This is a genomic window from Pedobacter africanus, from assembly GCF_040548825.1.
Classification (GTDB): domain Bacteria; phylum Bacteroidota; class Bacteroidia; order Sphingobacteriales; family Sphingobacteriaceae; genus Pedobacter; species Pedobacter africanus_A.
The window spans coordinates 369,705-392,848 of record NZ_JBEPSL010000001.1 but is presented as its reverse complement, the minus strand read 5'-3'; the positions used below and the strand labels follow the sequence as shown (position 1 = coordinate 392,848).

The window sequence follows — 23,144 nt, the reverse complement described above, 5'->3', positions numbered from 1 at the left end:
ATCATTCATGGCATTACAATGTGGTATAGTTGGTTTACCAAATGTTGGAAAATCTACATTATTTAACTGTTTATCTAACGCAAAAGCTCAGGCTGCTAATTTCCCTTTCTGCACTATTGAACCCAATATAGGTGTAATTACCGTACCGGACGAAAGGCTGACCAAACTGGCCGAACTGGTGAAACCAAACCGTATTGTGCCTAACACCATAGAAATTGTTGACATCGCAGGTCTGGTAAAAGGTGCTTCAAAAGGTGAAGGGTTGGGCAACCAGTTTTTAGGGAACATCAGGGCTACCAATGCCATTATCCACGTTTTGCGTTGTTTTGATGATGGAAATGTGATCCACGTAGACGGCTCTGTTGATCCGATCCGCGATAAAGAGATCATTGATACTGAATTACAGCTTAAAGATCTGGACACCGTTACCAAACGCATTCAGAAAGTAGAAAAAATGGCCAAAACCGATAAGGATGCCAAAAGAACTTTCGATATATTAAGTGTAATCAAAACACATCTGGAAAGTGGAAAATCTGCGCGTTCAGCAGCAGTAACTGCCGAAGATTTCGAATACATACAGGAACTTGGCCTGTTGACACAAAAGCCTGTAATGTATGTATGCAACGTAGACGAAGGCTCAGTGATCAATGGAAATGCTTATGTAGACCGCGTTAAGGAAGCAGTAAAAGACGACAATGCCGAAGTACTGGTGATCTCTGCTAAAATAGAATCTGAAATTGCTGAACTTGAGAGCTACGAGGAGCGTCAGGAATTCCTGGCCGACCTGGGCTTGACGGAGTCTGGCGTAAACAAACTGATTGTTGCGGCATACCGTCTGCTTGACCTTTACACTTACTTTACTGCAGGTGTACAGGAGGTAAGGGCCTGGACCATCACCAAAGGTTTTACCGCCCCACAGGCTGCCGGTGTAATCCACACCGATTTTGAAAAAGGCTTTATCCGCGCAGAGGTGATTAAATATAACGACTATATCAGCCTTGGATCAGAGAATGCCTGTAAAGATGCAGGTAAGCTGGGTGTAGAAGGAAAAACCTATGTAGTGGAAGATGGGGACATCATGCACTTCAGGTTTAACGTATAAACAAAAAAGGCCCCGATAATTCGGGGCCTTTTTTGTTTGCGCTTATTTTAAAGCGCCGGTGTTTAAAGATTTCATAAAACCTTCCAGTTCCGACAGGCTATAGCCTTCGCCTTCCAGGCTGATCGAATACCGGTCTTTGTAGAGATATTTAATTGATGAACGAACGGATTGATCTGTTTTTGTTTCTTCAGTTACAGAACGGATTCCGTTTACCTCGGTAGTCTTAGTTTTGGTACCATTTGACTCCGACTCGCTATCCATACTCAGCGTCATGGCCATTAAAGAAACCAACGCACTTCCGGTTTCACCTGCTCCATCCATGACACCAACTTTCACGAATTTGGTATCGTCGCCATAAGTTGCGTCAATAGAACTCAACCCGGTGGTACCCAATGCTCCTGCACTAAAGCTTTTTCTGGTTAAGCCGCCCAGGGTTTCAGGAACAACCGCTTTTAGCTCATCATTGGTTAAAGGGGTCATTTTCTTTAAAGCATTGGTTTGTTCTTCCATCTTTTCTGCAGCATTAGACATCTTGTTCAGATTACTAACACCTTCTACCACACTGCCAACACCTGTACTTTTTTCTTCTTTGTTTGAATTACCGCAGGAAACCATAAATAATGCCATCCCTGCTACCAGTGTTTTTCTAAGCATGAGTTTATATTTAAATTGTTACCGAAAGTAATAAATTCCAGAATAATTATGCATTAAGTTTACTATTTTTCAAGATGTTATCGCCTTATTTATTGTATCCCGGATTTTGAGGCCCTATTGCCGGATTGGTCAGGAACTCATTGGTAGGGATAGGTAAAATATACTGGGCCTGGTTGGTAATGCTTGGCTTCAATGTCTTCACTGTTGAAAAAGGCAGGCGCAGCAATGCCATCCACTCCTGCCCGTCCTCTCCTACCAAACTTCTCGTAATTTCGTAAAACAGTTCCAGCTGCAGGGCTTCATGTGTACTGATGTTACTGATGGTTGTAAAATCAGTAACCCCGGCCTGCCCCATGATCTTTTTAAGTATATCTTTAGCTTCTGTAATGCTGCCGTTTGAGCGTGATATGGCTTCGGCTTTAAGCAGGTAAACTTCAGATAAACGGAATGCATAAGCGGTCTCGGAAACAATGGTAGGTTTTGCATTTACCGCAATGTACTTGCTGAAAAAACAGGATCCCGGTTTATCGTTGTTTGGCACCTCTGCGCCGGTAACCCAGCTACCACGGGGATCATTGGCGGTAAATAGTGCCCTTAGTTCCTTCGTAGCCGCATGTCCTACGGTAATCTGCGCGGTATAATAAGAATAATAGATGCTCAGGTTATAAGGATCGTTCTCCTGATTTGGCTGGGGTTTTATCCCCATTATAACTTCTTTACTGCTCAGGCCTTTGCTTCGGAAAATATCCCTTGGATTGGCTTCCAGCTGATAAGGACCATTCTGGATCAGTTCATTGGCAATACCAATAACACCAGTATAATCGGCCTGCTGCCCCCTGCTCATCAGCACCCTCATTTTCAGGGCCATGGCAGCCCATTTGCCTGCATAATAATTTGGATTATCTGCAGGTGCATTGGCAATTGCAAAATCCAGGTCGGCCAGGATAAAATCATAGCTGTCTTTTACACTACTCTTTGCCTTGGAGATGTTACTGAGGTTAGAAAGCACGTCGCGGATTAAAATACCATGCGGGCTGTCAGGCTTAAACCATTCTGCATAATAGCTCAGCAATTTAAAATGGGAATATGCCCTTAAAAAACGGGCCTCGCCCAGGATCCCGTTTTTACGGTTACCTGTAAATTTGTTATCGGGCAGCATCTCGACCCTGTTGATGATGCCGTTTGCAGCATTTATGGTCAGATAAGACTCTTCCCAGATCGCATTTGTGGTATAGGCTTCCGTATACCGGTTTTCTTCTTCAGGATTTTCTGATGCACCGGTAAGGTAACCTGCGTAGTAGGCCGGCTGCCATTGGTGGGTGTCCCAGCAGGTGGTATTGGTGCCACGAAATGGAATATTGTAAAGCAGATAATATGCACCTTTTAAGGCTACTTCAGCAGTTTTTTGATCCAGTATGGTATTGGCATCTACTTTGGCATTTTCGGGCAAAGCACTTAATGTTTTTTTGCAGCCGTACTGCAGCATCAATAAGCTGCAGCAAAGGATGAATATAATGTTCTTTTTCATGATCATATCTTTCAATAATTTAACTTAAAACCCTAAACGTATACCCGCGCTGTACTGACGTACCGCAGGATAGGCTGCTACATCTGAATATCCTCCAATAATGCTGTAAGGATCATCGCCCACCTCAGGATCGGCGCCGGGATACTTGGTAATGGCAAACAGGTTGATGCCCGAGAGGTACACCGAGCACTGGCTGATCTTCAGTTTATTTAGCAGTGATTTAGGCAATTGATAATTTAAGGTAACGGACTTGAGCTTGATGTAAGAAGCATCATACACATCATTACTTGCCGGGGTCATGTTTTCGGCTGAAACCAGGTAAACCAGGCGCGGACGATCGGATGTTGGGTTTTCCGGTGTCCAGCGGTTAAGGATGCTTTTCCCCCTGTTGGTCAGGTTATTTGCCTGCTTGTTGAGCGCATCGCGCAGGTACAGGATGTCGCCTCCGTAAGAAAATGTAAACAAGGAAATAAGGCTGAAATTCTTGTAGGTAAAGGTATTGGTATAGCCCCCATAAAAATCGGGTTCCGCACGCCCTATGATATCCCTTTTATAGTAACCATCCTTATCCAGTTCAAATTTGCTGTAACCAATACCCAGATAAGGATTGATGCCATACTGGTATAACATGTTCACTTCCTTATAAGCATCCAGCTCTGCCTGGGTTTTTAATGTTCCCTGTTGCGGCACGCCATATAAAAGGCCTAAAGGTTCTCCGATTTTCAGCACAGCATTTCCGAAAATATAAACGCCCGGGTTTGCCGGATCGGGCGATACATTGGAAAGTTTGAGCACTTTAGACCTGTTTCGGGAAATGTTAAGCCCACCCGACCATTGGAAGTCTTTTTTAGCAATAAATTCCGCCCGGAGGTCCAGTTCCAGTCCATTATTTTGAATGTTCGCCACATTGGCAATCACATTTTTAAAACCCGAGCTGGTACCCACCGGTGTATTGAACAATACGCCGCTTGCGATTTTCTGGTAATAACCAAAACTTCCGGATAGCTTGGATTTAAACAGAGAGAAGTCGAGCCCAAGGTCTTTCTGCAGGGTTGACTCCCATTTGATGGTATTGTTGCCCAGTTGTGTAGGGATCAATGCATTTTCGCCTCCAAATGACGCAGGTGTATATAAGGTATAAAAAAGATTGTTACCAATATTTTGTGTACCGGTATAACCTATACTGGCCCTCAGTTTCAGGTCATCTATCCAGCTGGCCTTCTTCAAAAAATTTTCCTGCGAAAGCCTCCAGGCCAGTCCTCCCGAAGGAAAATAACCTACCCGGTTTTCAGCAGGAAATTTAGAGGAGGCATCAGACCTTGCGGTGAAAGTAAGCAGGTATTTTTCTTTCCAGGCATAATTGCCCCTTACATAAAAACTGAGCAATGCATTTTGTCCGGAGGCATTAAAGGGGGCCAATGGTATGGCCGCAGATGACAGGCCATTTAAAAAGTCGTCATCAGGAAAGCCCTGTCCGCTTGCAGAAAAGGAATTGAAGCGGTTCTTTTCAAATGAAGTACCTACCAGTAAATTCAGGCGGTTCTCCTCATCGAACTGCTTGTTCCAGGTAAAAGTATTTTCTATGAATACGGTATTGGTTTCGGTCTGCCCTTGTGTGGCAATCCCGCCCTGAGAACTGGTTTGTCCGTTTTTACTGCCCACATTTACAATGCCCGGGGCGTAATTGAGCTGATGATAATTGCTGTGGTTTACTGATACTGTACTTTTAAATTTCAGGTCCTGCAGTATTTCGTATTCTAACGATAAAGAGCCAATCAATGAAGTCGTTTTACCTTCGTTGGTAGCGCTTAGCAGTGCCAGCGGATTCTGGTGCCTGGACAGGAAAGCCTCGGAAGCACCTGTTCCCAGGTCTTTATTTGTAAATACTCGGATACTGCCATCGGCATTATAGGGAGCGATTGTTGGCGGGGCCAATAAAGCATGTGAGTACACCCCGTTGCTGATGTTGTTTTTGGAAAACCCATAATCCAGATTGGTGATGAGCCGCAGTTTTTTGGTGATGGTATTGTCGAGGTTAATTTTTCCGGCAATCCTACTGAAATCAGAACCCAAAACTGCACCATTTTGCTTCATGTACGCCAGGGAAGTATAATAGGTAGAACCTGCGCCGCCACCCCGGACAGATATATCGGCGTTCTGGCTTACGGCATTTCTTAAGGTCAGATCAAGCCAGTCGGTATTGTTGCTCCCAAAGAAATTCGGGTCTGTTAAAATGCTGGTGGCAATTGCATTAGGCTGCCTGCCAATTTCGGCCCTGATGTCATTGAAATTTTTGGCAGCTTCTTTCATGACCATAATGTACTCGTCCTTATTCAGCAGTTTTTCTTTAACCGGACTGGTAATACCTGTGTAGTAATTGGCTTCGAGTATAGGTTTCTGGTTCAGCTTTCCTTTTTTTGTGGTAATGATAACCACACCATTTGCTGCTTTAGAGCCATAAATCGCTGTTGCGGAAGCATCTTTAAGGATATCGATACTTTCGATATCGTTGATATTGATACCGCCCAGGCTATTGATCCCCCTTGCAAAAGAGCCTGAAACACTGGTCCCATTCAGGAGCCCTGCTTCGTTACGAAGGGTAGCCTCTACCGGGTTAATGATTTCGGCCGAGGTCTTCAGGTAACTGTTCTGCACTGTAACGGGCACACCATCGATAATATAAAGCGGGTCATTTCCACCTAACAAGGATGCGCCACCGCGGATACGGATCTTAGCCACCCCACCCGGTGATCCATCGCCCTGTACTACCTGTACACCTGCGGCTTTACCGGTAAGGGCATTATCCAGACTTACAAAAGGTACATTGCTTACCTCCTTCATGTCAACCGAAGCCACAGCACCTGTCAGGTCCTTCCTACGGGTGCTACCGTAACCTACCACCACCAGGTCGTTCAGCTTATTGAGTTCCGGGGTCATGGTAATGGTCATGCCCGGTCTGGCAGGCAGTTCACGACTTACATATCCCACATAAGAAAATACAAGCGTTCCTTCCGCGAGTGCCTGTATGGTAAAAGTACCATTCTTGCCGGAATGGGTTTTTATGTTTGTGCCCTTTAACTGTACAGTTACATTGGGGAGCGGCTCGTTCTGTTCGTCAAGTACAGTACCTTTAATTTCTGCCACCGCAAGAAAATCATAGAGCTTATCTACCACATTCTTTTCCTTTTTCTGCACAGAAATGGCCTTGTCTTCAATAAAAAAAGTAAGCCCTTGTGGTTGCAGAACCTGTGTCAGTACTTTTCTTAGCGGCACGTTTACAAAATCTGCTTTTACTGCCGCAGCATTACTGATGAGTTCAGTTTCGTAAACTACCGTATAGCCGGTCTGTTTCCTGATCTCCAGAAAAATCTCTTTTAAGCCTATCTTGTCCTTTTGCAGTGTGATGTTTTGCGCATATGTTCCTGCGTAAACCTGCACCAGGCATAGGGTCATTATTGTAATGATTAAGTTAATCCGCATAATCCATTCTCTGTTGCTGGTTCTGCCTGCGCCTAAAAGGGCATGGGCAATGACCGGCAATTGCCTAGGTTTAACTATTGGCACAACATGCCTGCATAGTTGGTTAAAATTCATAAATTTGATTGTTTTGGTTTGTTGCGGTTGCCTGGAAACGTCGAAATTTATAGACAGCCGTAACGGTTAACTGATAAGGTTAATTCATTTTCATAGGTGAACATCAAAACGAAAAGCCGGGAGTGGTAAAATACTTCCGGTTATTTTTTGTAGCGGTTATTTCATTACAATGACCCTCCTTTCCTGGATCTCAAATTGCACGCCACCGGTTTTTTCCAACTGCCGGAGTACTTTTGACAACTGCCCTGCCCTGGAAATACTCCCTCCAAATTTTTTATTTTCATCTACCCCCTCATAAACGACTTCAACGTTATACCACCTTGCAATTTGTTTCATGATCTGATGGAGAGGCTCATCATCAAAAATAAAGAGGCCATTTTTCCAGGCAACTGCACGCTCGGTATCTACAGTTTTTACAGTGATCCGGTTGTTATTTGTTAAAATCGATTGCTGATTGGGTTTGAGTACCACCTCATCCCTCCTTGCGGTTCGGGATGACGAAACACGCACCAAACCCTCAAGTAAGGTGGTTTCCGTATCACTTTCATCAGTGTAGCTACTGATGTTAAAATGGGTACCCAGCACCTCTACCTGTTGTTTTGCTGTTACCACAATAAAAGGGCTGTGGCGGGCTGTTTTGGCTACTTCAAAATAGCCCTCACCACTTAGCCAGACCTTACGCTCTGGCTGCCCTTTCCATGCGGCAGAGAATTTAAGGGAAGAACCTGCATTTAGCCAGATCTTAGTGCCGTCGGGCAACGCAACCTGGTAAGTCCCGCCAAGCGGGGTACTAATGGTCATAATCTCTTTACCGAACAATGGAGCCTCCTTAACAACGGCCTCCACATCGGTTCCATCGTTATACTTCAGGTTCGAAACATCAATAACAACCCCGCTTTTTGCATCGCTCAGCGCAAGAGTCCTGCCGTTGGCCAGTGTCAGCGTTGCAGTATGCTTTCCGGGCTGAATGTCGTTTGCATAGTTCCGGGGAGTTGCGCTTTCCCCGGCAGAAGGCCTGATGGCGTAAAACCATATACCAAAGGCAATCGCCACTACTGCGGCCACTCCGGCAACACGTAACCACAGTGGCTGGCCTGCAGGTTTTGCAGCCCCAATATGCTGCTGCAGATGCGCACTGATGCGGCGATCGGCAGCGTCAATCCTTTTCCTGTCTGGCACACAGGCACTTTCTTCAAGATCTGCTAAGAACCATTGTTCTATCAGCAGCCGTTCTTTTTCAGTGGTTGTCCCCTGTTTGTATTTTGAAATCAGTTCTTTGGCCTGGTATTTATCCATAATAGCTAAGGGTTAAAACATCCCCCTTTACCATAAGTAGGTTAACCGGCACAAAAATCCCAGATATATAAAAAAATTAATGAAAAATAAAAAACAGGACGGCAAAAGTACCCAGTTTGGTCCTTAGTATTTTTAAGGCAGTATTTGCCTGGTTCTGGGCGGTTTTATCAGAAATATTTAAACGTTCACCAATTTCTTTAAAACTGAGGTTCTCCTTATAACTGAGTAGAAAAACATTGCGCATTTTTTCGGGCAGCATTTCAATCTGCCGGTCTACAAAATTCAGCAGCTCTTTTTCAGCGATATGGTTATCGGTTACCCATTCGCCCTGGTCTATAAAAACCTGCAGTGAGGCGGCATAATCGGCCCTTACCTTTTGCTTATCCACCCAATCAAAGAATTTGTAGCGCAAGGCAGTGAATAAATAAGCAGAAACGGCGGTTTTAAAAACCACCGTTTCCCGTTTGTCCCATAAAGAGATGAAGATTTCCTGAACAAGGTCTTCCGCCAGGTCCTCTTCTTTAACAATTTTGCAGGCATATACATACAGTGCGCCTTTATACCGGTTATAGATCTCGGTAAATGCCCCCTTGTCACTTTTTCTCAATAAAGCAGTTAGGTCAGCATCAGGAATTTCACTGTAGCCTGTCATTTATTACGATCAGTTGGCTTTACTCATCTGCTCTGCCATTTGTAATGCAGCATAAGCATTTACAATCCCACCGGTTTTGCAAAGCTCAGTCATGGCTACTTTCTGGCCTTTTGACTTTGGTTTGGTAACCGGGAAATCAATTTTGGTAACCGTTTCCTCTATGATCTGCTTAAGCTGTTTCGCGGTAAGGTCCGGGTAATAGCTTTTAATCAGGGCAGCTATACCTGCAACCACAGGAGTTGCCATACTGGTACCCGATAAGGGCTGGTACTTGTTCTTTGGCAAGGTAGCATAAATGGCTACGCCAGGCGCAAATACATCAACAGTTTTATCGCCGTAGTTGCTGAACGGGGCTATAAGACTTGCTTCTGTTTGTCCGCTTGCGCCTACAGTGATCATATTCGGGAATTTTTTATCGCCTTTCATGTAGAACGGCGTTGGATAATGCGGCAGGCTATCTACATTAACACCATCGTTACCTGCGGCATTGATCAGCAACACACCTTTTTTCTCTGCATATTTAATCGCATCTTCAACCATTTTACGGTCTGGAGAAATCTTTTTACCGAAACTCATATTCACGATCTGAGCGCCGTTGTCTACTGCATACCTGATGCCCAATGCTACATCCTTATCGTATTCATCACCGTTAGGCACCACACGGATCCCCATCAGTTTCACTGCATCGGCTATGCCGTCCATTCCTTTACCATTGCTACGCTCGGCACCAATAATGCCGGCTACGTGCGTACCATGAAAATAAGGATCGCCCATCAGGTTTGAATTTCCGTAAAAACGATCTTTGATATTGGAATAATCATCTTTCACCTGCTGGCCGCGGTAGTCAACCGGAGGTACAGAATCTTTTTTTGTCAGGTTCTTTTTTGCAAACAACCATTGCTGGTACAATTTCCGGTCATTCTTTTTTAAGTCCTGTTCGTTCTTTACATTTTCGAACTGCGATTTATATTTAAAATAAATACGCTGTACCTCTGTAGCTTCAACTGTAACCTGACCGGTAGCTCCGCCCAGAAAGTTCCAGCCCAGCACATCGCCTTTATAGCCGTTTCCATCTACATCTACATCACCCGGTCTTTCGTTTACATTGCGCCATAAATTTGCTTTCAGATCTTCATGCAAAGTATCTATGCCACCATCCAATACGGCTACCACTACCGTTTTAGGTGTCTTACCCTTTAGCAGTTCAGCATAAGCTTTGATCACACCTGTACCATAGATCTTATCGGTGTCTTTAGATTTCAAATGCCAGTCTTGCTGTGGGTTTTGTGCGAAGCCTAAAAATGGCATAAGCGCACAAGCCATTATTCCTATCGTTTTCTTCATCTTATTTTTTTGTTAGTTGCCTGCAACTTACATATATTTCTGCGAATTGTGGAATGGGCAAGGGCTAATCAGATGTAAAAAAATTATAGCTTTTCTATTTCTTTGATAGTAAGGCCTGTTAGTTCGGCAAGGTCTTCATTAGAGGTACCTTTCTGTTTCATCTTAAGGGCAATTTCAATGGCTTTGTTTTGCTCTGCCTGCTCAGCGGCCTTCTTTTCTGCGTAACAAATACCCGCATTCCAGTCAGATTTTGCTTTCACATCTGAGTGGTACAATTCTCACTCTTCTTTAGTCATTTTACTCATTTCCGCAATTTTGAATACCTTCGAAAATACTCTTTTGTCTAGAAAGTAAGGAATCTTAATGCAAATGGCTCAGGTTCTTTAAAAGATGGAACCATTTGTCGGGATCTGTTTAAATCAAAAAGTACTTTTTTCTCCTTCTCAAATATCTTTACAAACAATTATAGATTGTAACACACAAAAAATAAAATTATATTTTGTTTTTAAACTAAATACTCTATATTTAATAACAAATCACTCTAATGTACTTTACATGATGACTATTTGCGCTCCAAAGACATCACAACTGAATATGCACCCTTCAGTTTCTTGTCCCCTCCTTAATCTTAATTTTTTCTTTAGTCATATATAAACCTGAGGCCTATGGATAAAAAGCTTAGAACAATTAATAAGATAAAAAGTAAACATTAAAAAATTTTAAAACCTAAACTATGAAATCTAAATTTAACCCCCCTTTTTTAATTTTTCTCATAACTCTATTAGTATTCAGTGCAAATACCGCTAATAGCTTTGGTAAAAAGGATGAACTGGCATTTGCAAATTTTACTTATACTGAAGCTGAATCTTGCGACGATGATTGTTCATACTTCGCCCAGAGTGCCTTCGCGGACAATATGATGGACTATGAAATTACTTTAGCTGGATGTTTAGATGAAGTTTCGGATGATGTCATCACTGCATGGGCGGGTGCTCTTCTGCCGGGTATCCCAGACTGGACAAACTTTCCTACCGTTTATGACCTATTGACTAGCTCCTATCCCACTGCTATGAATTGTCTTTCGCAAGCGGAAACAACCTACAATGAATCGATGGATAATTCAGCAGATGAATGGGAAGACTGCGCACATGACTGTGCTAATTTATAATCTTAATATAGGAAAGATGAAAAACGTAATTAAAATAACAATTGCATTATTTCTTTTGATCTCATGTATCGCATGTAAAAAAAGTGTCTCATCAGAAGAGTACGAAGCATTGAAAGTAAAGCCGTATGCAACTATGATGGCTTCTGAAAAAAACACATTTAAGACGGAACTTATAAAGATGCTTACTGCTGATTCAAATTTTATAGAATTTGACAAAGCAGTCAGAAAGAACGCTGTTGCCCAGATTCAAGCTCATAAACACAAAAAAGGGATAGGGCCCAACCCAGCTTTCAAAACTGATCTTATAGCTTTTTACAAGGAAAAAAATATTGCGAATCCAGAAGAATATGTGAAAAATAAGGTTTTATTAATACACCACCTTGTTCTATTGAGAAAAAAGTATCCGGAATTATTCCATTTAGACAGGGCCACCAAGAAATTTATCTTTTCACGAGCGGCTCGTCCATTTAGAGTTATAAGCATACTAAAGAAAAAACGCGCTGAACAGCCAGCAACTAAAAATTGATTTAAAAGAGGCCGTATTGTAATTCATGATCGGCCTCTTTTTTTTATTTTTATACGCCTCCCCCACAGGGGCATCTTCCTATTTTAAGTGTATTTAACCCAAATCAGTCAACTATGAAAAACAAAATTCTTTTGATGATTTTTTCATTTTTCTTCATCAGCGTTGCACAGGCACAAGATCCAAAAAAAATGACAATTTCAGAATTTGAAAAACTGGACAGTATCAGCCGGGTAAGGTATCTTGATGGATTTGCAAAGGCACTGAGTGTCGACACAAACTTTGTCAATATGCAGCATACTTCCCTCAAAGTGCAGGGATATATGTTACAAATGCGTAAAGGCAAAGTTGACACGACGGTTAAAGGTATTAATAGGGGAAATGACCTGAACTATTATAAGGATAAGGGGGTAAGTGATCCCGATAATTTTATCAAATCAAGGAAAATGATGATTTTTTATACCAGCAAATTAGTTTCTACATACCCCACTTATGGAAAATTGGACCGAGAGTCTATGCGTGTGCTCCTTCGAAAAGCTAAAAAATTAATTAAATAGGGGACTAACTAATATATAAATATGAAGAAGTCTTTATTTCCTCAAGATAGCGCTACCTACCAAATACTTTCAAATCTTTGCAGAGACCGAAATAAAACAAAAAAAATTAATGAGCTATTTTTAGAGGAGGGTCTCAATAATGAGGATGGTCCTAAGGCAATTGGCACCTTGCTTGATTTAAAATATGTAATGATAATAGAAGATAAAGAAAGTGTATCAGGAGATTTTATCAGAGTAACTGAAGACGGATTTTGGGAGTTCCAAAAACTAAATTCTACTGAATTAAATAATGAATCTCAGAATTTTGAATTTAAAGAAATTGTTTCTACCATATTTCCAGGAGGAAGGGGGTTGAACCCGGGTCGGTATAATAATCAGGAAATAATAAGACAAAACAAAATAAGAATAATAATAATACTTATTGCAATATTAATTATTGCGGTACTGCCTATAATTATTCACGCGCTTAAATAACAGTATTGCTTATGTTACTTAAGCTCTTCAAGCTAAGGTTCGATGCTGGTATGATAGAAAAGCTTACAGATATATGCAATAAATTTATTTTTACAACAATCGTCGTTCTGGTACCTCTTGTTGAGGATTTAATAAGTCCAGATGTACGCCCCAGAAACATAAATAATAATCTTGGACTAGTAGTTTTCCTTTACCTAGTAACCATTTTAGCTGTTTTGTGTACAACTCAATTAATATTTCGCAAAACAGCTACCAAGGTTAATATTAAAGCCGTTGATCTTATAGTTTTAGCTACGGTCATTTTCATTGTTGCCAGCAGGTCACTGATAGCGTTAACAATGTTTTCGTCTTTTAATCTTTTACAAATTGCATATCTAACGGTTCTGTATGTAATTTGTCGCCTCACAATTTCACCGTCTATCGTATTAAAGTCCATAGTAATCTCAGGGATTCTTCAGGCTCTATACGCGATTCTTCAGCAATATCAGATTTTACCCAGCCACCATGAATTGTATAGGACTACCGGCTCTTTTGGAAATCCCAGCATTTTAGGCCAGTATTTGGTATCCTCAATAATTATACTTATACCTCTCCTACACTATATAAATAAAAGTAATATTCATAATATCGCTTTTTATGAGTCTCTGCAAGAGAGAGCGAAACGCCCAACCAAATATATATTAATGGCAATTGTTGTGCTACTGATAATAGTTTTGGTTCTTACAAGAGCCAGAGCGGCCCTTGTTTCACTTGCATTGTCAGTATTGATTTTCTTCTATAGGGAAATTAAACAAGTTCTCTGGGACAATAAACGAATATTCCGTAGAATGTTGATAGCAGTGTTATTTTTCGCGGTAATAATGTCTACGGTATTCGCGCTTTATCGTTTTAAAAAAGATTCAGCAGATGGCCGACTGCTCATATGGAAAGTGTGTGGTAATATGATTTTACGCAAACCATTGATGGGTGTGGGATTTGATAATTTACAATCTGCATATATGACTGAACAGGCTAAGTATTTCAGTACTGTTAGGTCTGCGAAAGAACTCATGCTCGCTGATCAAATATCTTACTCTTTTAATGATTTTATTCAGATAATAGTTGAGAATGGATTTATTGGTGCAGTCCTGGCACTAGTGTTAGTCTTATCAATTCTAAAGACCAAAAGTGAAACAATCCAAGAGAAGAACTTACAGATTTTAAAGATTATTGTCATTTCAGGCTTGATTGGTGCGTTCTTTTCTTATCCTAGTCAGATTCTTCCTATAAAAATAATTTTCGTAGCAATTGTTGCAACGATAGTAAACTTGGAAAAAAAGAGTGTATATAAATTTCAGATCAATGGATTGCCTGCATTTCCAGGTTATAAAAGATTATTAATTTTAATCTGTGTTTGCCTTTTGGCAATAATATCGTTTAATAACATTAATAAACTTTATGATGGCCTTAAAGGTTGGAATAAAGCCTATTTATATAGCAGATCTAATGACTACCCTATGGCAGTGGAAGAATACGATTTACAATATGATATATTTTATGAGAATGGTAATTTTTTATTGGATTATGGAACTGCACTTGTATTATCTGGTGACTACAAAAAAGCATTGAAAATTCTGGAAGAAGCATTGCCATATTGTAATGATGTCAATTTACAAATGAATATAGGTTTAGCAAACTATTATTTAAAACAGTTTAAAACTGCTGAATTGGCGTTTGCTAACGCTTCAAATATGCTTCCTAATCGGGTTCTTCCTAAGTACCGCCTAGCAACAATCTACGTTCGTACCAGACAGTATGTTAAGGCCCAAAAGATTGCCAAAGTAATCTTAGATCAGCCTGTAAAGATAAAGTCAAAAATAACTGATTCAGTAAGACACGTCATGGAAATATTAATAAATTCCCCAGAAAAATTTCATACTCCATAGCCAGTAAAGAACATTCCAATCCCACCTTTCTAATTGTAAATATTTATAAGCTGTCCAAATTATATTTGCCTTTATAACGGCGAATTAAATATCTGACTCTGGCACTTCTTTGAAGAAGCTCATTTGATGGTTTTAATAGTGAGTAATGAAGTGGGGAGGGAAGAGCAGCCGTGATTAAAGAAGCCTCAAATGGAGTGACGTTTGAGGGATTTTTTTCAAAATAACAATTTGTTGCGTTATAAATCCCAAACACCCCCTTACCATATTCTATTATATTGAGATAAACTTCAAGTATACGTTTTTTACTCCAATTTAATTCTATTAATGATGTAAAATATGCCTCTAAAACTTTTCTCGTCCAAGATTTTCCATTCCATAAGAACAGATTTTTAGCTACCTGTTGCGAAATTGTACTGGCACCATATTTATTAAATCCTAGTTTTTTATTTAAATAGTATGCATTTTCAATCGCTTTAAAATTAAATCCCTTATGATTTAAAAAAGAAGAATCTTCGGAAGTAACAACAGCTAGCTTTATATTTTTACCTATTTTTTCGTAAGGTATCCACTTAATTTTTATATGCTTATTTCCTAGCTGCTCCATTCTAAATCTCATAAAAGGGGTAGATGAAGGATTAAAAAAGCGATAATAAAAAACTAGGATAAAACTGGTGACTATAAAAACCAAAAATAAAGCAAGGAGCACCTTAAAGGTCAATAAAATTATAGTATTAGGTTTATTAGGTATTTTAAATGACGCCATGTTTTCAATTAAAGATAGAATTATTTAAATACAAAAATTTATTTTTATAATTATGGATATTGAAAATAGAAAAATATAGCAAAATATGATTATAGAAGGAGCCTTTTTTGATGCAAAACCTTCTAACCACAGATTCCAAAACAAAGTTTATAATTGTTACACTCCTAAGGTTTTCTACTTAGAGTAAAAATATTTTCATTCAAAAATTCGATTGTTAAAGGGAAACAGGCTTATATTAGGATATTAAACCAAAAATAATAACCTGGTAGTCTAAATTAAAGCATCTTATTATATGAAATTTGAGTCCACAACAGCTGCTGACTCTAGTCAGAAGTACAAGATAATAGGCGTCGGCGGAGGGGGATGTAATGCGTTACAGTAAATCAACGACCGAGGAACTTCAGCCCAACTAATTGCATGCAATACAGATTCCATTGCCTTGCAACGTAGCAACGTTAAAGCGAAGCTTTTAATTGGCTCTGGTAGTCCAGCAGGCTCTATTCCAGGAGTGGGAAGAGAGGCGGCCCTGGAATCGATCCAAAAAATCGACGCCTGCTCAGTGACAATACTAAAATGATCTTTTTATTGGCAGGCCTTGGCGGCGGAACTGGTACGGGTGCAGCTCCTATCATTGCAAAAACCGCAAAAGAAAAATGAATTCTAACTATTGCTATAGTTACTATGCCGTTTGCATTTGAAGGAAAGCGAAGAAAGATGCAGGCATTAGAGAGCCTTGAGGAATTAAAAAAATCAGCAGATGCTTACATTGTTATAAGCAACGATCTTTTACGTGAGGTTTATGGAAACTTAACACTCGGCGAAGCCTTTTCAAACGCTAATGCTATGATGTCTGAAGCAGTTAATACAATAATGGGTATTATTTCGGCAAGAGGTTCGATTAACGTTGATTTCCGAGACGTAAGAGCAGTATTGAAGGAAGCAGGACTTGTAAAGTTTTCAACGAGTCAGTTTGGAACGCGAGATCGGGCCCGCCTTGCCACTGAATCATCGTTTTCGAAGCCGTTTCTGTCACCTAAAGAAATTGAAAATGCACGTTATGTTTTGATAAAAATTGCCTCCAGTGACAGCAATCCTGTAAGCATGGAAGAAGTTAACATTATTACTGATGCCATACAAAATGAAGCTGGCCTGACAGCAGATCTAATTTGGGGAGATGCAACAGACAATGGCCTTGGTGACCACATAAGCATATCTATGATCGCTTCTGGTTTCGAATATGAAAGTAATATTTCAGAAGTTACAGAAACGGTTAATCTGCTTAACAAGTCTCTGGCACCAGTAAGTAAAAACAGTATTTCACTATATTTTCTGGAAGATGAATACTCTCCAAATGAAATTGTTGAAGTGCTGTCTTTCCTGTCTGATCTTTACCGGAGCGAAGGTGGTGATGAATTGGTCATCAAAGGAAGCGATGTGCTTCAGTTTGAGTCTATTTTGAGTCTTGCAGGCAGAATTGTTAACGGAACATATGGAGGTGTACCTCTCTTTTGTTGCTGAGAACAGGAAAGAGATCAGTAATAGTAGTTATCTGGGCAGTTTTAACTTATAGAAGCTACTCCCAGCAGCTGAAAAGTTGCCATACTGAAACAAGTTCAGCACAGGCTGTTCGCGCAGTCTGGCCTCGCAATGACGACGGGGGGGTGTTAGCAGAACGGTTTATTTTCACCCTATCAAAGCAGCACCCCTTTTAAGATAAGCACGGCGACACTGAAATAGATCACGATTCCTGTTACGTCTACCATTGTGGCTACAAACGGAGCAGATGATGTTGCCGGGTCCAGTTTAAGTCTTTTCATAATGATCGGCATCATTGATCCAATCAAACTCCCCCATAAAACAATACCGATAAGGGTAAAAAATATAGTCCAGGCAATCAGGAGCCAATGCTCGCCATAGTCGTAAATATGAAGATTTTGCCACAATATGATTCTTAGAAAGCCAATACTTCCCAGTATCATACCCAGCATGAGCCCAGAAATTATTTCACGCCGCATTACTTTCCACCATTCGGCAATCGTAATTTCTCCAAGTGCCATGGCCTGTATAATCAACGTAGATGCCTGCGAACCGCTATTTCCTCCGCTACTCATTATTAAAGGAATAAAAAGCGAGAGCACAATTGCCTTCTGCAATTCAATTTCAAAATGCTGCATAGCAGTTGCAGTGAGCATTTCTCCCAAAAAAAGCACAATAAGCCACCCTGCCCGTTTCCTGACCAACCTTAATATCGGCATATCCAGGTAGGGCTCATCCAGAGCTTCGGTACCCCCTATTTTGTGCATATCCTCGGTATACTCTTCGTTGGCAATCCAGAGAATATCGTCTACAGTTACAATACCCAGTAATACATTGTTATCGTCTACTACTGGCAGGGCTACCCTGTTGTTCATCCTGAACACATTGATGGCCTCTTCCTGCGGATCATTTGCTTTCAGAGAGATCAGCCGGTGATCGGTAAGATCTCCTATTTTTGCTTCAGGATCGGCCAGGAGGATTTCCCTGATCCTGATATCATCAAGCAACACACCTTCTTTATCAATCACATAAACCACATCGATGGTTTCCGAGTTTTTACCATAGCGCCTGATGTGCGACAATACACGGCTCACGGTCCAGTCTTTTTTAACGGCCACGTAATCTGGTGTCATCAAACGCCCCACGCTGTCCTCTTCGTAGCCCAAAAGCGAGAGGGCTTCAACCCTGTCCTTCGCAGGAAGCAAAATAATGAGCTTTTTAACGGCATCACCTTTGAGCTCACTGAACAATGAAGTACGGTCGTCAGGGGGCAGCAGGTTGATCAGTTCCGCAAGTTTATTTCCGGGAAGCTTTTTAATGATCCTTTCCTGAGTCGGAAAATCGAGGATCCTGAAAACATTTACCGCTCTTTTTACAGATAAGGTCTCAATGAACTTTACTGCATGCTGGGGAAGTTCGTCTATCAGGTGTTCAACATCCGAAATGTTAAGATCATCCAGGTAAACTTTCAATTGTGCGTCATCATCCTGCTCAATAAGGCTTACGATTTCTTCAACAACTTCCTCTTCCATATATGCAGTACTTTTTACATGATCATTCTATTGCTTTTCAGTTCTGCAAAAGTGGTTTTTATTTTTTAAAAAATTATTTTTTTTTACGATTAACTGTTCGTTTATATGGTAAGCTGACAATCACTCCTGCGGGTTAATTTAAACCTTATTTACAAAAGGATTTTTAGGTAGAGGCAATGATAATTCTCTTTTTAAATACGTAACTTTAGTTTACCAAATATAACCTTACGTTGCTTTAATCAAAAAAAATGTGCATTACCTTTAGAGGGGCCTTCCTGACCTTGATGACCTTAATTGCCCAAGCTTCATTTGGCCAGGATCCAAGCTTTAAGCGGCTTACCATAAATGATGGTTTATCACAGAACACCGCATTTTGTATTTTACAGGACAAAACAGGCTTTATATGGATTGGTACAGAAGATGGCCTGAACAAATATGATGGCTATGACTTCACGATTTACAAACATGAAAACAACGATAAGAAAAGCCTGAGTAACAGTCAGATCAACGCATTATGTGAGGACCGCGCAGAAAATCTATGGATCGGGACTTCTAAAGGTCTGAATTTATTGGACAGGGATACGGAAAGCTTCAACACCTTATCCAATGATTTCATCACTTCATTGCTTTACGATAGCCGTGGCAACTTATGGATGGGAACTTTTGACGGATTAAAACGTTACGACTACCAAAACAAAAAGATCATCAGCTACAAACCTGCAGGCAATAACTTCAATGGCGGCAATAAAGTCCAGACTATTTTTGAAGATAAGAACAGCATGTTATGGATCAGCATCGGCAACGACCTGAAGTGCTTTGACCCGGTTGTAAAAAGATTCTTATCCTTGCCTGAAGGCATCAAAAACAATATAACCTTACGAAAAAGCAATGTGCGGACGATTAAACAGGACTTCTATGGCAATTACTGGTTTGGGACGGAGTCTTCCGGTTTGTACAAATTTAACCCTCAGAACAGCACACTGATCAACTACAGGCACAATGTAAACGATAGCAACAGCCTGCCTGTTAATGTGGTACGCGTGCTCTTTCCTGCAGCCAGGGATGAGTTATGGATTGGTACCAGGGATGGCTTAAGTATAATGAACCTGCAAACAGAACGTTTTGTAAATTACCGCTATAATCCATATGACCCGAAAACACTCAGCCACAATTCCATAAGGGATATTGTTAAAGACCGTGCAGGAAATATATGGATTGGCACCTATGCAGGCGGCTTAAACATCTTAAGTTCGGGAAGCAACAATTTCTCCTACATAGGTGAGCAGGCAGGCAGAAAACCAGGGCTTAGCCATAGGGTGGTAAGTTCCATCCTTAAGGCTGGCAAAGGTGCATTCTGGATCGGTACAGAGGGCGGGGGCCTGAATTATGTAGACCGTAAAAGGGGCATCTACAATAGTTATGTGATCAACAGCAAACAGCAGAATATTGTTAAATCGCTGGCAAAAGATGAAAACCATGGGCTATGGATAGGCAATTATGATGGCCTGGGTTACCTGAATACATCTTCCGGTCAGTTTACCAATTATGAGATTGCTGAAAATGATGCCAAGCCCGAAAACAAACAGGTATATGCCCTTGCAGTAGATGGTGATGGTTTGTGGCTGGGAACTGACGGAAGGGGTTTGAAGTATAGAGACAAGAATGGCAGGATCACCACCTATACCAACAATCCTGAAAACAAACAAAGTGTAAGCGGTAACATCATCATTACCTTACTGAAAGCCCCAGATGGTAATTTGTGGATCGGAACAGAAACTGGCCTCAGCCTTTTTGATAAAAGAAAAAATACTTTCAAGCAATTTGTAAACCGGCCTGAAGACCCTTACAGCTTAAGTCATAATACCGTACTCGCCTTATTTTCAGATCATAAAAAACGGCTATGGATAGGTACCGAGGGTGGCGGACTGAACCTTTACGATAAAGGAAAGTTTTATGCCATTACCAATAAATCCGGGCTGGCAAATTCCGTAATCCATGGCATACGTGAGGACAGGGCTGGTAATTTATGGCTAAGCACAAATAAAGGCCTTTCAAGGATCCGGTTCAATAACCTGGCTTTGCCTATAAAACCTGAAATGGTAGAGGTGATGAATTATACAGTTGCAGATGGCCTACAGAGTAACCAGTTCGCTTCCGGAGCAGCCGAAACGGGTGACGATGGAGAACTTTTGTTTGGAGGAATAAACGGGGTGACTACTTTTTTTCCTGAAAAAATTGTGAGAAACAGCTTTAAGCCTAAAGTAGTGATCACAGATTTTCTGATCAAAAACAATCCCGTCCCGATAAATACTAAACATTCGCCCTTAAAAAAAACCATTGGCGAAACAGATCAGCTTACGTTAACGCACGATCAGGCTTTCATCACTTTCAAATTTGCTGCACTCAATTTTGTGAATCCTGAAAAAAATCAATATGCCTATAAACTGGATGGCTTTTACGATGACGACTGGCATTTTGTAGGCAATCAGCGTACAGCTACCTATACGAACCTGGATGCAGGAAAGTATACTTTTATGATCAAGGCTGCCAATAACGATGGGATCTGGAATAATGAAATCCGGAAGCTGCAGATCACAGTGTTGCCGCCCTGGTGGGAGACCTGGTGGGCTTACCTCATTTACGCCACGGTTATCGGCTTACTGCTGTATGCCTTCTATTATTATTCCGTAAAGACAGCCAAACTCAAAAACGACCTTGCTTTTGAGCACCAGAGCCACGAAAAAGATCAAGAACTCGCCCAGCGCAAACTCAGTTTCTTTACCAATATCTCACACGAGATCAAGACTCCGCTTACACTGATACTTGCACCAATAGATAAGCTCCTGGGCCTGAACGAGGGCAACAACAAAATACAGAACCAGCTGATGCTGATGCAACGCAACGGTGAGCGCCTGCTGCGCCTGATCAACCAGCTGTTAGATTTCCGGAAGTTTGAATCTGGCAGCATGCAGCTGCAGTCGGCCGAAGGCAATGTGGTGCGCTTTATGAAGGAGATCCTGATAGCCTTTGAACCTTATGCCAGCCACAGGCGGATACGCCTGAAACTTATTGCCGAACAGCAAAGCATCCGGGCCTGGTTTGACCGCGACAAACTGGAAAAGGTAATGTACAACCTTTTGTCCAACTCCTTAAAATTTACCGCAGAAGGCGGGCAGGTGCTGGTACGGGTCAGAACTGATGAAGGAAAATTGCTGATCCAGGTGGAAGATGACGGTATTGGTATTTCACCACAGCATATCCATAAAATATTTGAACAATTTAATCATTTCGATGACGACAATGCGAATACCAATGGTACAGGTATCGGGCTGGCCTTTTCCAAAGGATTAATTGAACTGCACCATGGCAGCATAACCGTGCAGAGCACCATGGCCGGTCCACAGCAAAAAGGAATGACCTTATTCAGCATTTTATTACCTCTTGGAAACGCGCATCTGAGTCCCGAAGAAATGATCAGCAACTATAAAAACAGTGAAAATATAGCTGGCTATAAAGAAGCTGAGGTACCAGCCGCCTCCAGACAGGCAATAGAGCGAAGGAAACAACATGTACTGAATGCCATAGACAAAGAGCGGCTGATTTTGCTGATTGTAGAAGATAACCCTGATGTACGCCAGTTTATAGCCGGTCATTTTGAGACAGAGTTTGAAATCCACCAGGCGGAAAATGGGAACAAAGGCCTGGAACTGGCCACAGAATTGATCCCCGACATCATCATCAGCGATGTGATGATGCCCGGGATGGATGGCATCGCCCTATGCAGTAACATCAAATCTGATACGCGGACAAGTCACATTCCTATTATTCTGCTCACGGCCCGCACACCACTGATCTACAAAATTGAAGGTTATGAAACCGGTGCGGATGATTACATTACCAAGCCCTTTAATCTGAACATGCTGGAAGCCAGGGTCTGGAACCTGCTCGATTCGCGGCTTAAACTGCGCGAGCGCTACCGGAAGGAAATCAGCTTACAGCCAAAAAATGTAGCCATTACTTCACCGGATGAGAAATTCCTGGAAAAAGCAATGGCCTATATTGAACAGAACATCAGTGAGCCTTCCCTGAGCGTAGAGGAACTGGGTAAAGAAGTAGGCATGAGCAGGGTTACACTGTACCGGAAAATCAAGGCCCTGACAGATCAGACTGCTATTGAATTTATCCGGAGTATCCGCCTCAAACGTGCTGCACAATTGCTGGAACAGAACAAGCTCAACGTAAATGAAGTGGCTTATATGGTGGGATTTCAGGATATCGATTACTTCAGACGCTGCTTCAAAGAACAGTTTGGATATACACCAAAGGAGTATGCAAGTCAGGCTATAGAAAAAGATAAATAACAGGGAGGTTTACCGTTACCACAAGCCCTGCAAAGAGGGCGGCTGTAGCCTTTTGCATTAAAATAAAGTCATTTAAAATAAATTGGAGCAATAAAAAAATACCCGTTTTTCTCATATCCGTGTTTTTCCGGTTAA

The 23,144-nt window shown here is 41.3% G+C and carries 17 protein-coding genes and 1 pseudogene; 9 read left to right on the top strand and 9 right to left on the bottom strand.

The genetic code is table 11. The features are described 5' to 3' along the window. Positions 1 to 7 precede the first annotated feature (7 nt). A complete protein-coding gene (ychF, locus tag ABIE26_RS01505; RefSeq protein ID WP_310140862.1) occupies positions 8 to 1,102 on the top strand; it encodes a redox-regulated ATPase YchF in 1,095 nt (364 codons plus the stop codon). A gap of 42 nt (positions 1,103 to 1,144) precedes the next feature. Here the strand turns inward: ychF and ABIE26_RS01500 are convergent, their stop codons facing one another. The 7 genes from ABIE26_RS01500 to ABIE26_RS01470 form a co-directional block, all read right to left on the bottom strand. After that, on the bottom strand, positions 1,145 to 1,756 hold the full coding sequence (locus ABIE26_RS01500; RefSeq protein WP_310140864.1) for a hypothetical protein: 612 nt from the start codon (positions 1,754 to 1,756) through the stop codon (positions 1,145 to 1,147). Between the two features lie 85 nt (positions 1,757 to 1,841). Continuing rightward, entirely contained in the window at positions 1,842 to 3,284 is a 1,443-nt protein-coding gene (locus tag ABIE26_RS01495) for a RagB/SusD family nutrient uptake outer membrane protein (protein ID WP_310140866.1), read from the bottom strand. Between the two features lie 24 nt (positions 3,285 to 3,308). Then, on the bottom strand, positions 3,309 to 6,878 hold the full coding sequence (locus ABIE26_RS01490; protein ID WP_310140868.1) for a TonB-dependent receptor: 3,570 nt from the start codon (positions 6,876 to 6,878) through the stop codon (positions 3,309 to 3,311). 156 nt (positions 6,879 to 7,034) lie between these two features. Continuing rightward, complete coding sequence (locus ABIE26_RS01485) at positions 7,035 to 8,174, bottom strand: FecR family protein (protein ID WP_310140870.1); 1,140 nt, start codon at positions 8,172 to 8,174, stop codon at positions 7,035 to 7,037. 76 nt (positions 8,175 to 8,250) lie between these two features. Then, a complete protein-coding gene (locus tag ABIE26_RS01480; RefSeq protein WP_310140873.1) occupies positions 8,251 to 8,826 on the bottom strand; it encodes an RNA polymerase sigma factor in 576 nt (191 codons plus the stop codon). A 9-nt stretch (positions 8,827 to 8,835) separates the two neighbouring features. Beyond that, a complete protein-coding gene (locus ABIE26_RS01475; protein ID WP_310140876.1) occupies positions 8,836 to 10,170 on the bottom strand; it encodes a S8 family peptidase in 1,335 nt (444 codons plus the stop codon). 83 nt (positions 10,171 to 10,253) lie between these two features. Beyond that, positions 10,254 to 10,430, bottom strand: coding sequence for a hypothetical protein (locus ABIE26_RS01470; protein ID WP_310140879.1), 177 nt, complete (start codon positions 10,428 to 10,430; stop codon positions 10,254 to 10,256). 473 nt (positions 10,431 to 10,903) lie between these two features. Here ABIE26_RS01470 and ABIE26_RS01465 point away from each other — a divergent pair, with 473 nt between their 5' ends. From ABIE26_RS01465 to ABIE26_RS01445, 5 genes are all read left to right on the top strand, one after another. After that, positions 10,904 to 11,338 carry a hypothetical protein gene (locus ABIE26_RS01465; RefSeq protein WP_310140882.1) on the top strand — a complete coding sequence of 145 codons (435 nt, stop codon included), beginning with the start codon at positions 10,904 to 10,906 and terminating at the stop codon, positions 11,336 to 11,338. 16 nt (positions 11,339 to 11,354) lie between these two features. Further along, positions 11,355 to 11,864: a hypothetical protein gene (locus tag ABIE26_RS01460; protein WP_310140885.1), complete on the top strand. Its 510-nt coding sequence runs from the start codon at positions 11,355 to 11,357 to the stop codon at positions 11,862 to 11,864. 113 nt (positions 11,865 to 11,977) lie between these two features. Then, positions 11,978 to 12,418, top strand: coding sequence for a hypothetical protein (locus tag ABIE26_RS01455; protein WP_310140888.1), 441 nt, complete (start codon positions 11,978 to 11,980; stop codon positions 12,416 to 12,418). 21 nt (positions 12,419 to 12,439) lie between these two features. Beyond that, complete coding sequence (locus ABIE26_RS01450) at positions 12,440 to 12,892, top strand: hypothetical protein (RefSeq protein ID WP_310140890.1); 453 nt, start codon at positions 12,440 to 12,442, stop codon at positions 12,890 to 12,892. 11 nt (positions 12,893 to 12,903) lie between these two features. Further along, the gene (locus ABIE26_RS01445) at positions 12,904 to 14,817 is read left to right on the top strand and encodes an O-antigen ligase family protein (protein ID WP_310140891.1); all 1,914 of its coding nucleotides are present in this window, start codon (positions 12,904 to 12,906) and stop codon (positions 14,815 to 14,817) included. 43 nt (positions 14,818 to 14,860) lie between these two features. Here ABIE26_RS01445 and mtgA read toward each other — a convergent pair whose 3' ends face one another. Then, the gene (gene mtgA, locus ABIE26_RS01440; RefSeq protein ID WP_310140894.1) at positions 14,861 to 15,580 is read right to left on the bottom strand and encodes a monofunctional biosynthetic peptidoglycan transglycosylase; all 720 of its coding nucleotides are present in this window, start codon (positions 15,578 to 15,580) and stop codon (positions 14,861 to 14,863) included. A gap of 573 nt (positions 15,581 to 16,153) precedes the next feature. On the opposite strand from mtgA, the pseudogene ABIE26_RS01435 reads away from it, so the two are divergent. Both ABIE26_RS01435 and ABIE26_RS01430 read left to right on the top strand, forming a co-directional pair. Then, positions 16,154 to 16,369 (top strand): annotated as a pseudogene (locus tag ABIE26_RS01435) (cell division protein FtsZ); the annotation flags it as partial. A gap of 54 nt (positions 16,370 to 16,423) precedes the next feature. Further along, positions 16,424 to 17,098, top strand: a complete 675-nt coding sequence (locus ABIE26_RS01430) for a hypothetical protein (RefSeq protein ID WP_354375526.1) — start codon at positions 16,424 to 16,426, stop codon at positions 17,096 to 17,098. Between the two features lie 173 nt (positions 17,099 to 17,271). Here the strand turns inward: ABIE26_RS01430 and mgtE are convergent, their stop codons facing one another. Continuing rightward, entirely contained in the window at positions 17,272 to 18,648 is a 1,377-nt protein-coding gene (mgtE, locus tag ABIE26_RS01425; RefSeq protein WP_310140900.1) for a magnesium transporter, read from the bottom strand. Positions 18,649 to 18,896: 248 nt separating this feature from the next. On the opposite strand from mgtE, the gene ABIE26_RS01420 reads away from it, so the two are divergent. Next, the gene (locus ABIE26_RS01420; RefSeq protein WP_310140903.1) at positions 18,897 to 23,009 is read left to right on the top strand and encodes a hybrid sensor histidine kinase/response regulator transcription factor; all 4,113 of its coding nucleotides are present in this window, start codon (positions 18,897 to 18,899) and stop codon (positions 23,007 to 23,009) included. Positions 23,010 to 23,144 lie beyond the last annotated feature (135 nt).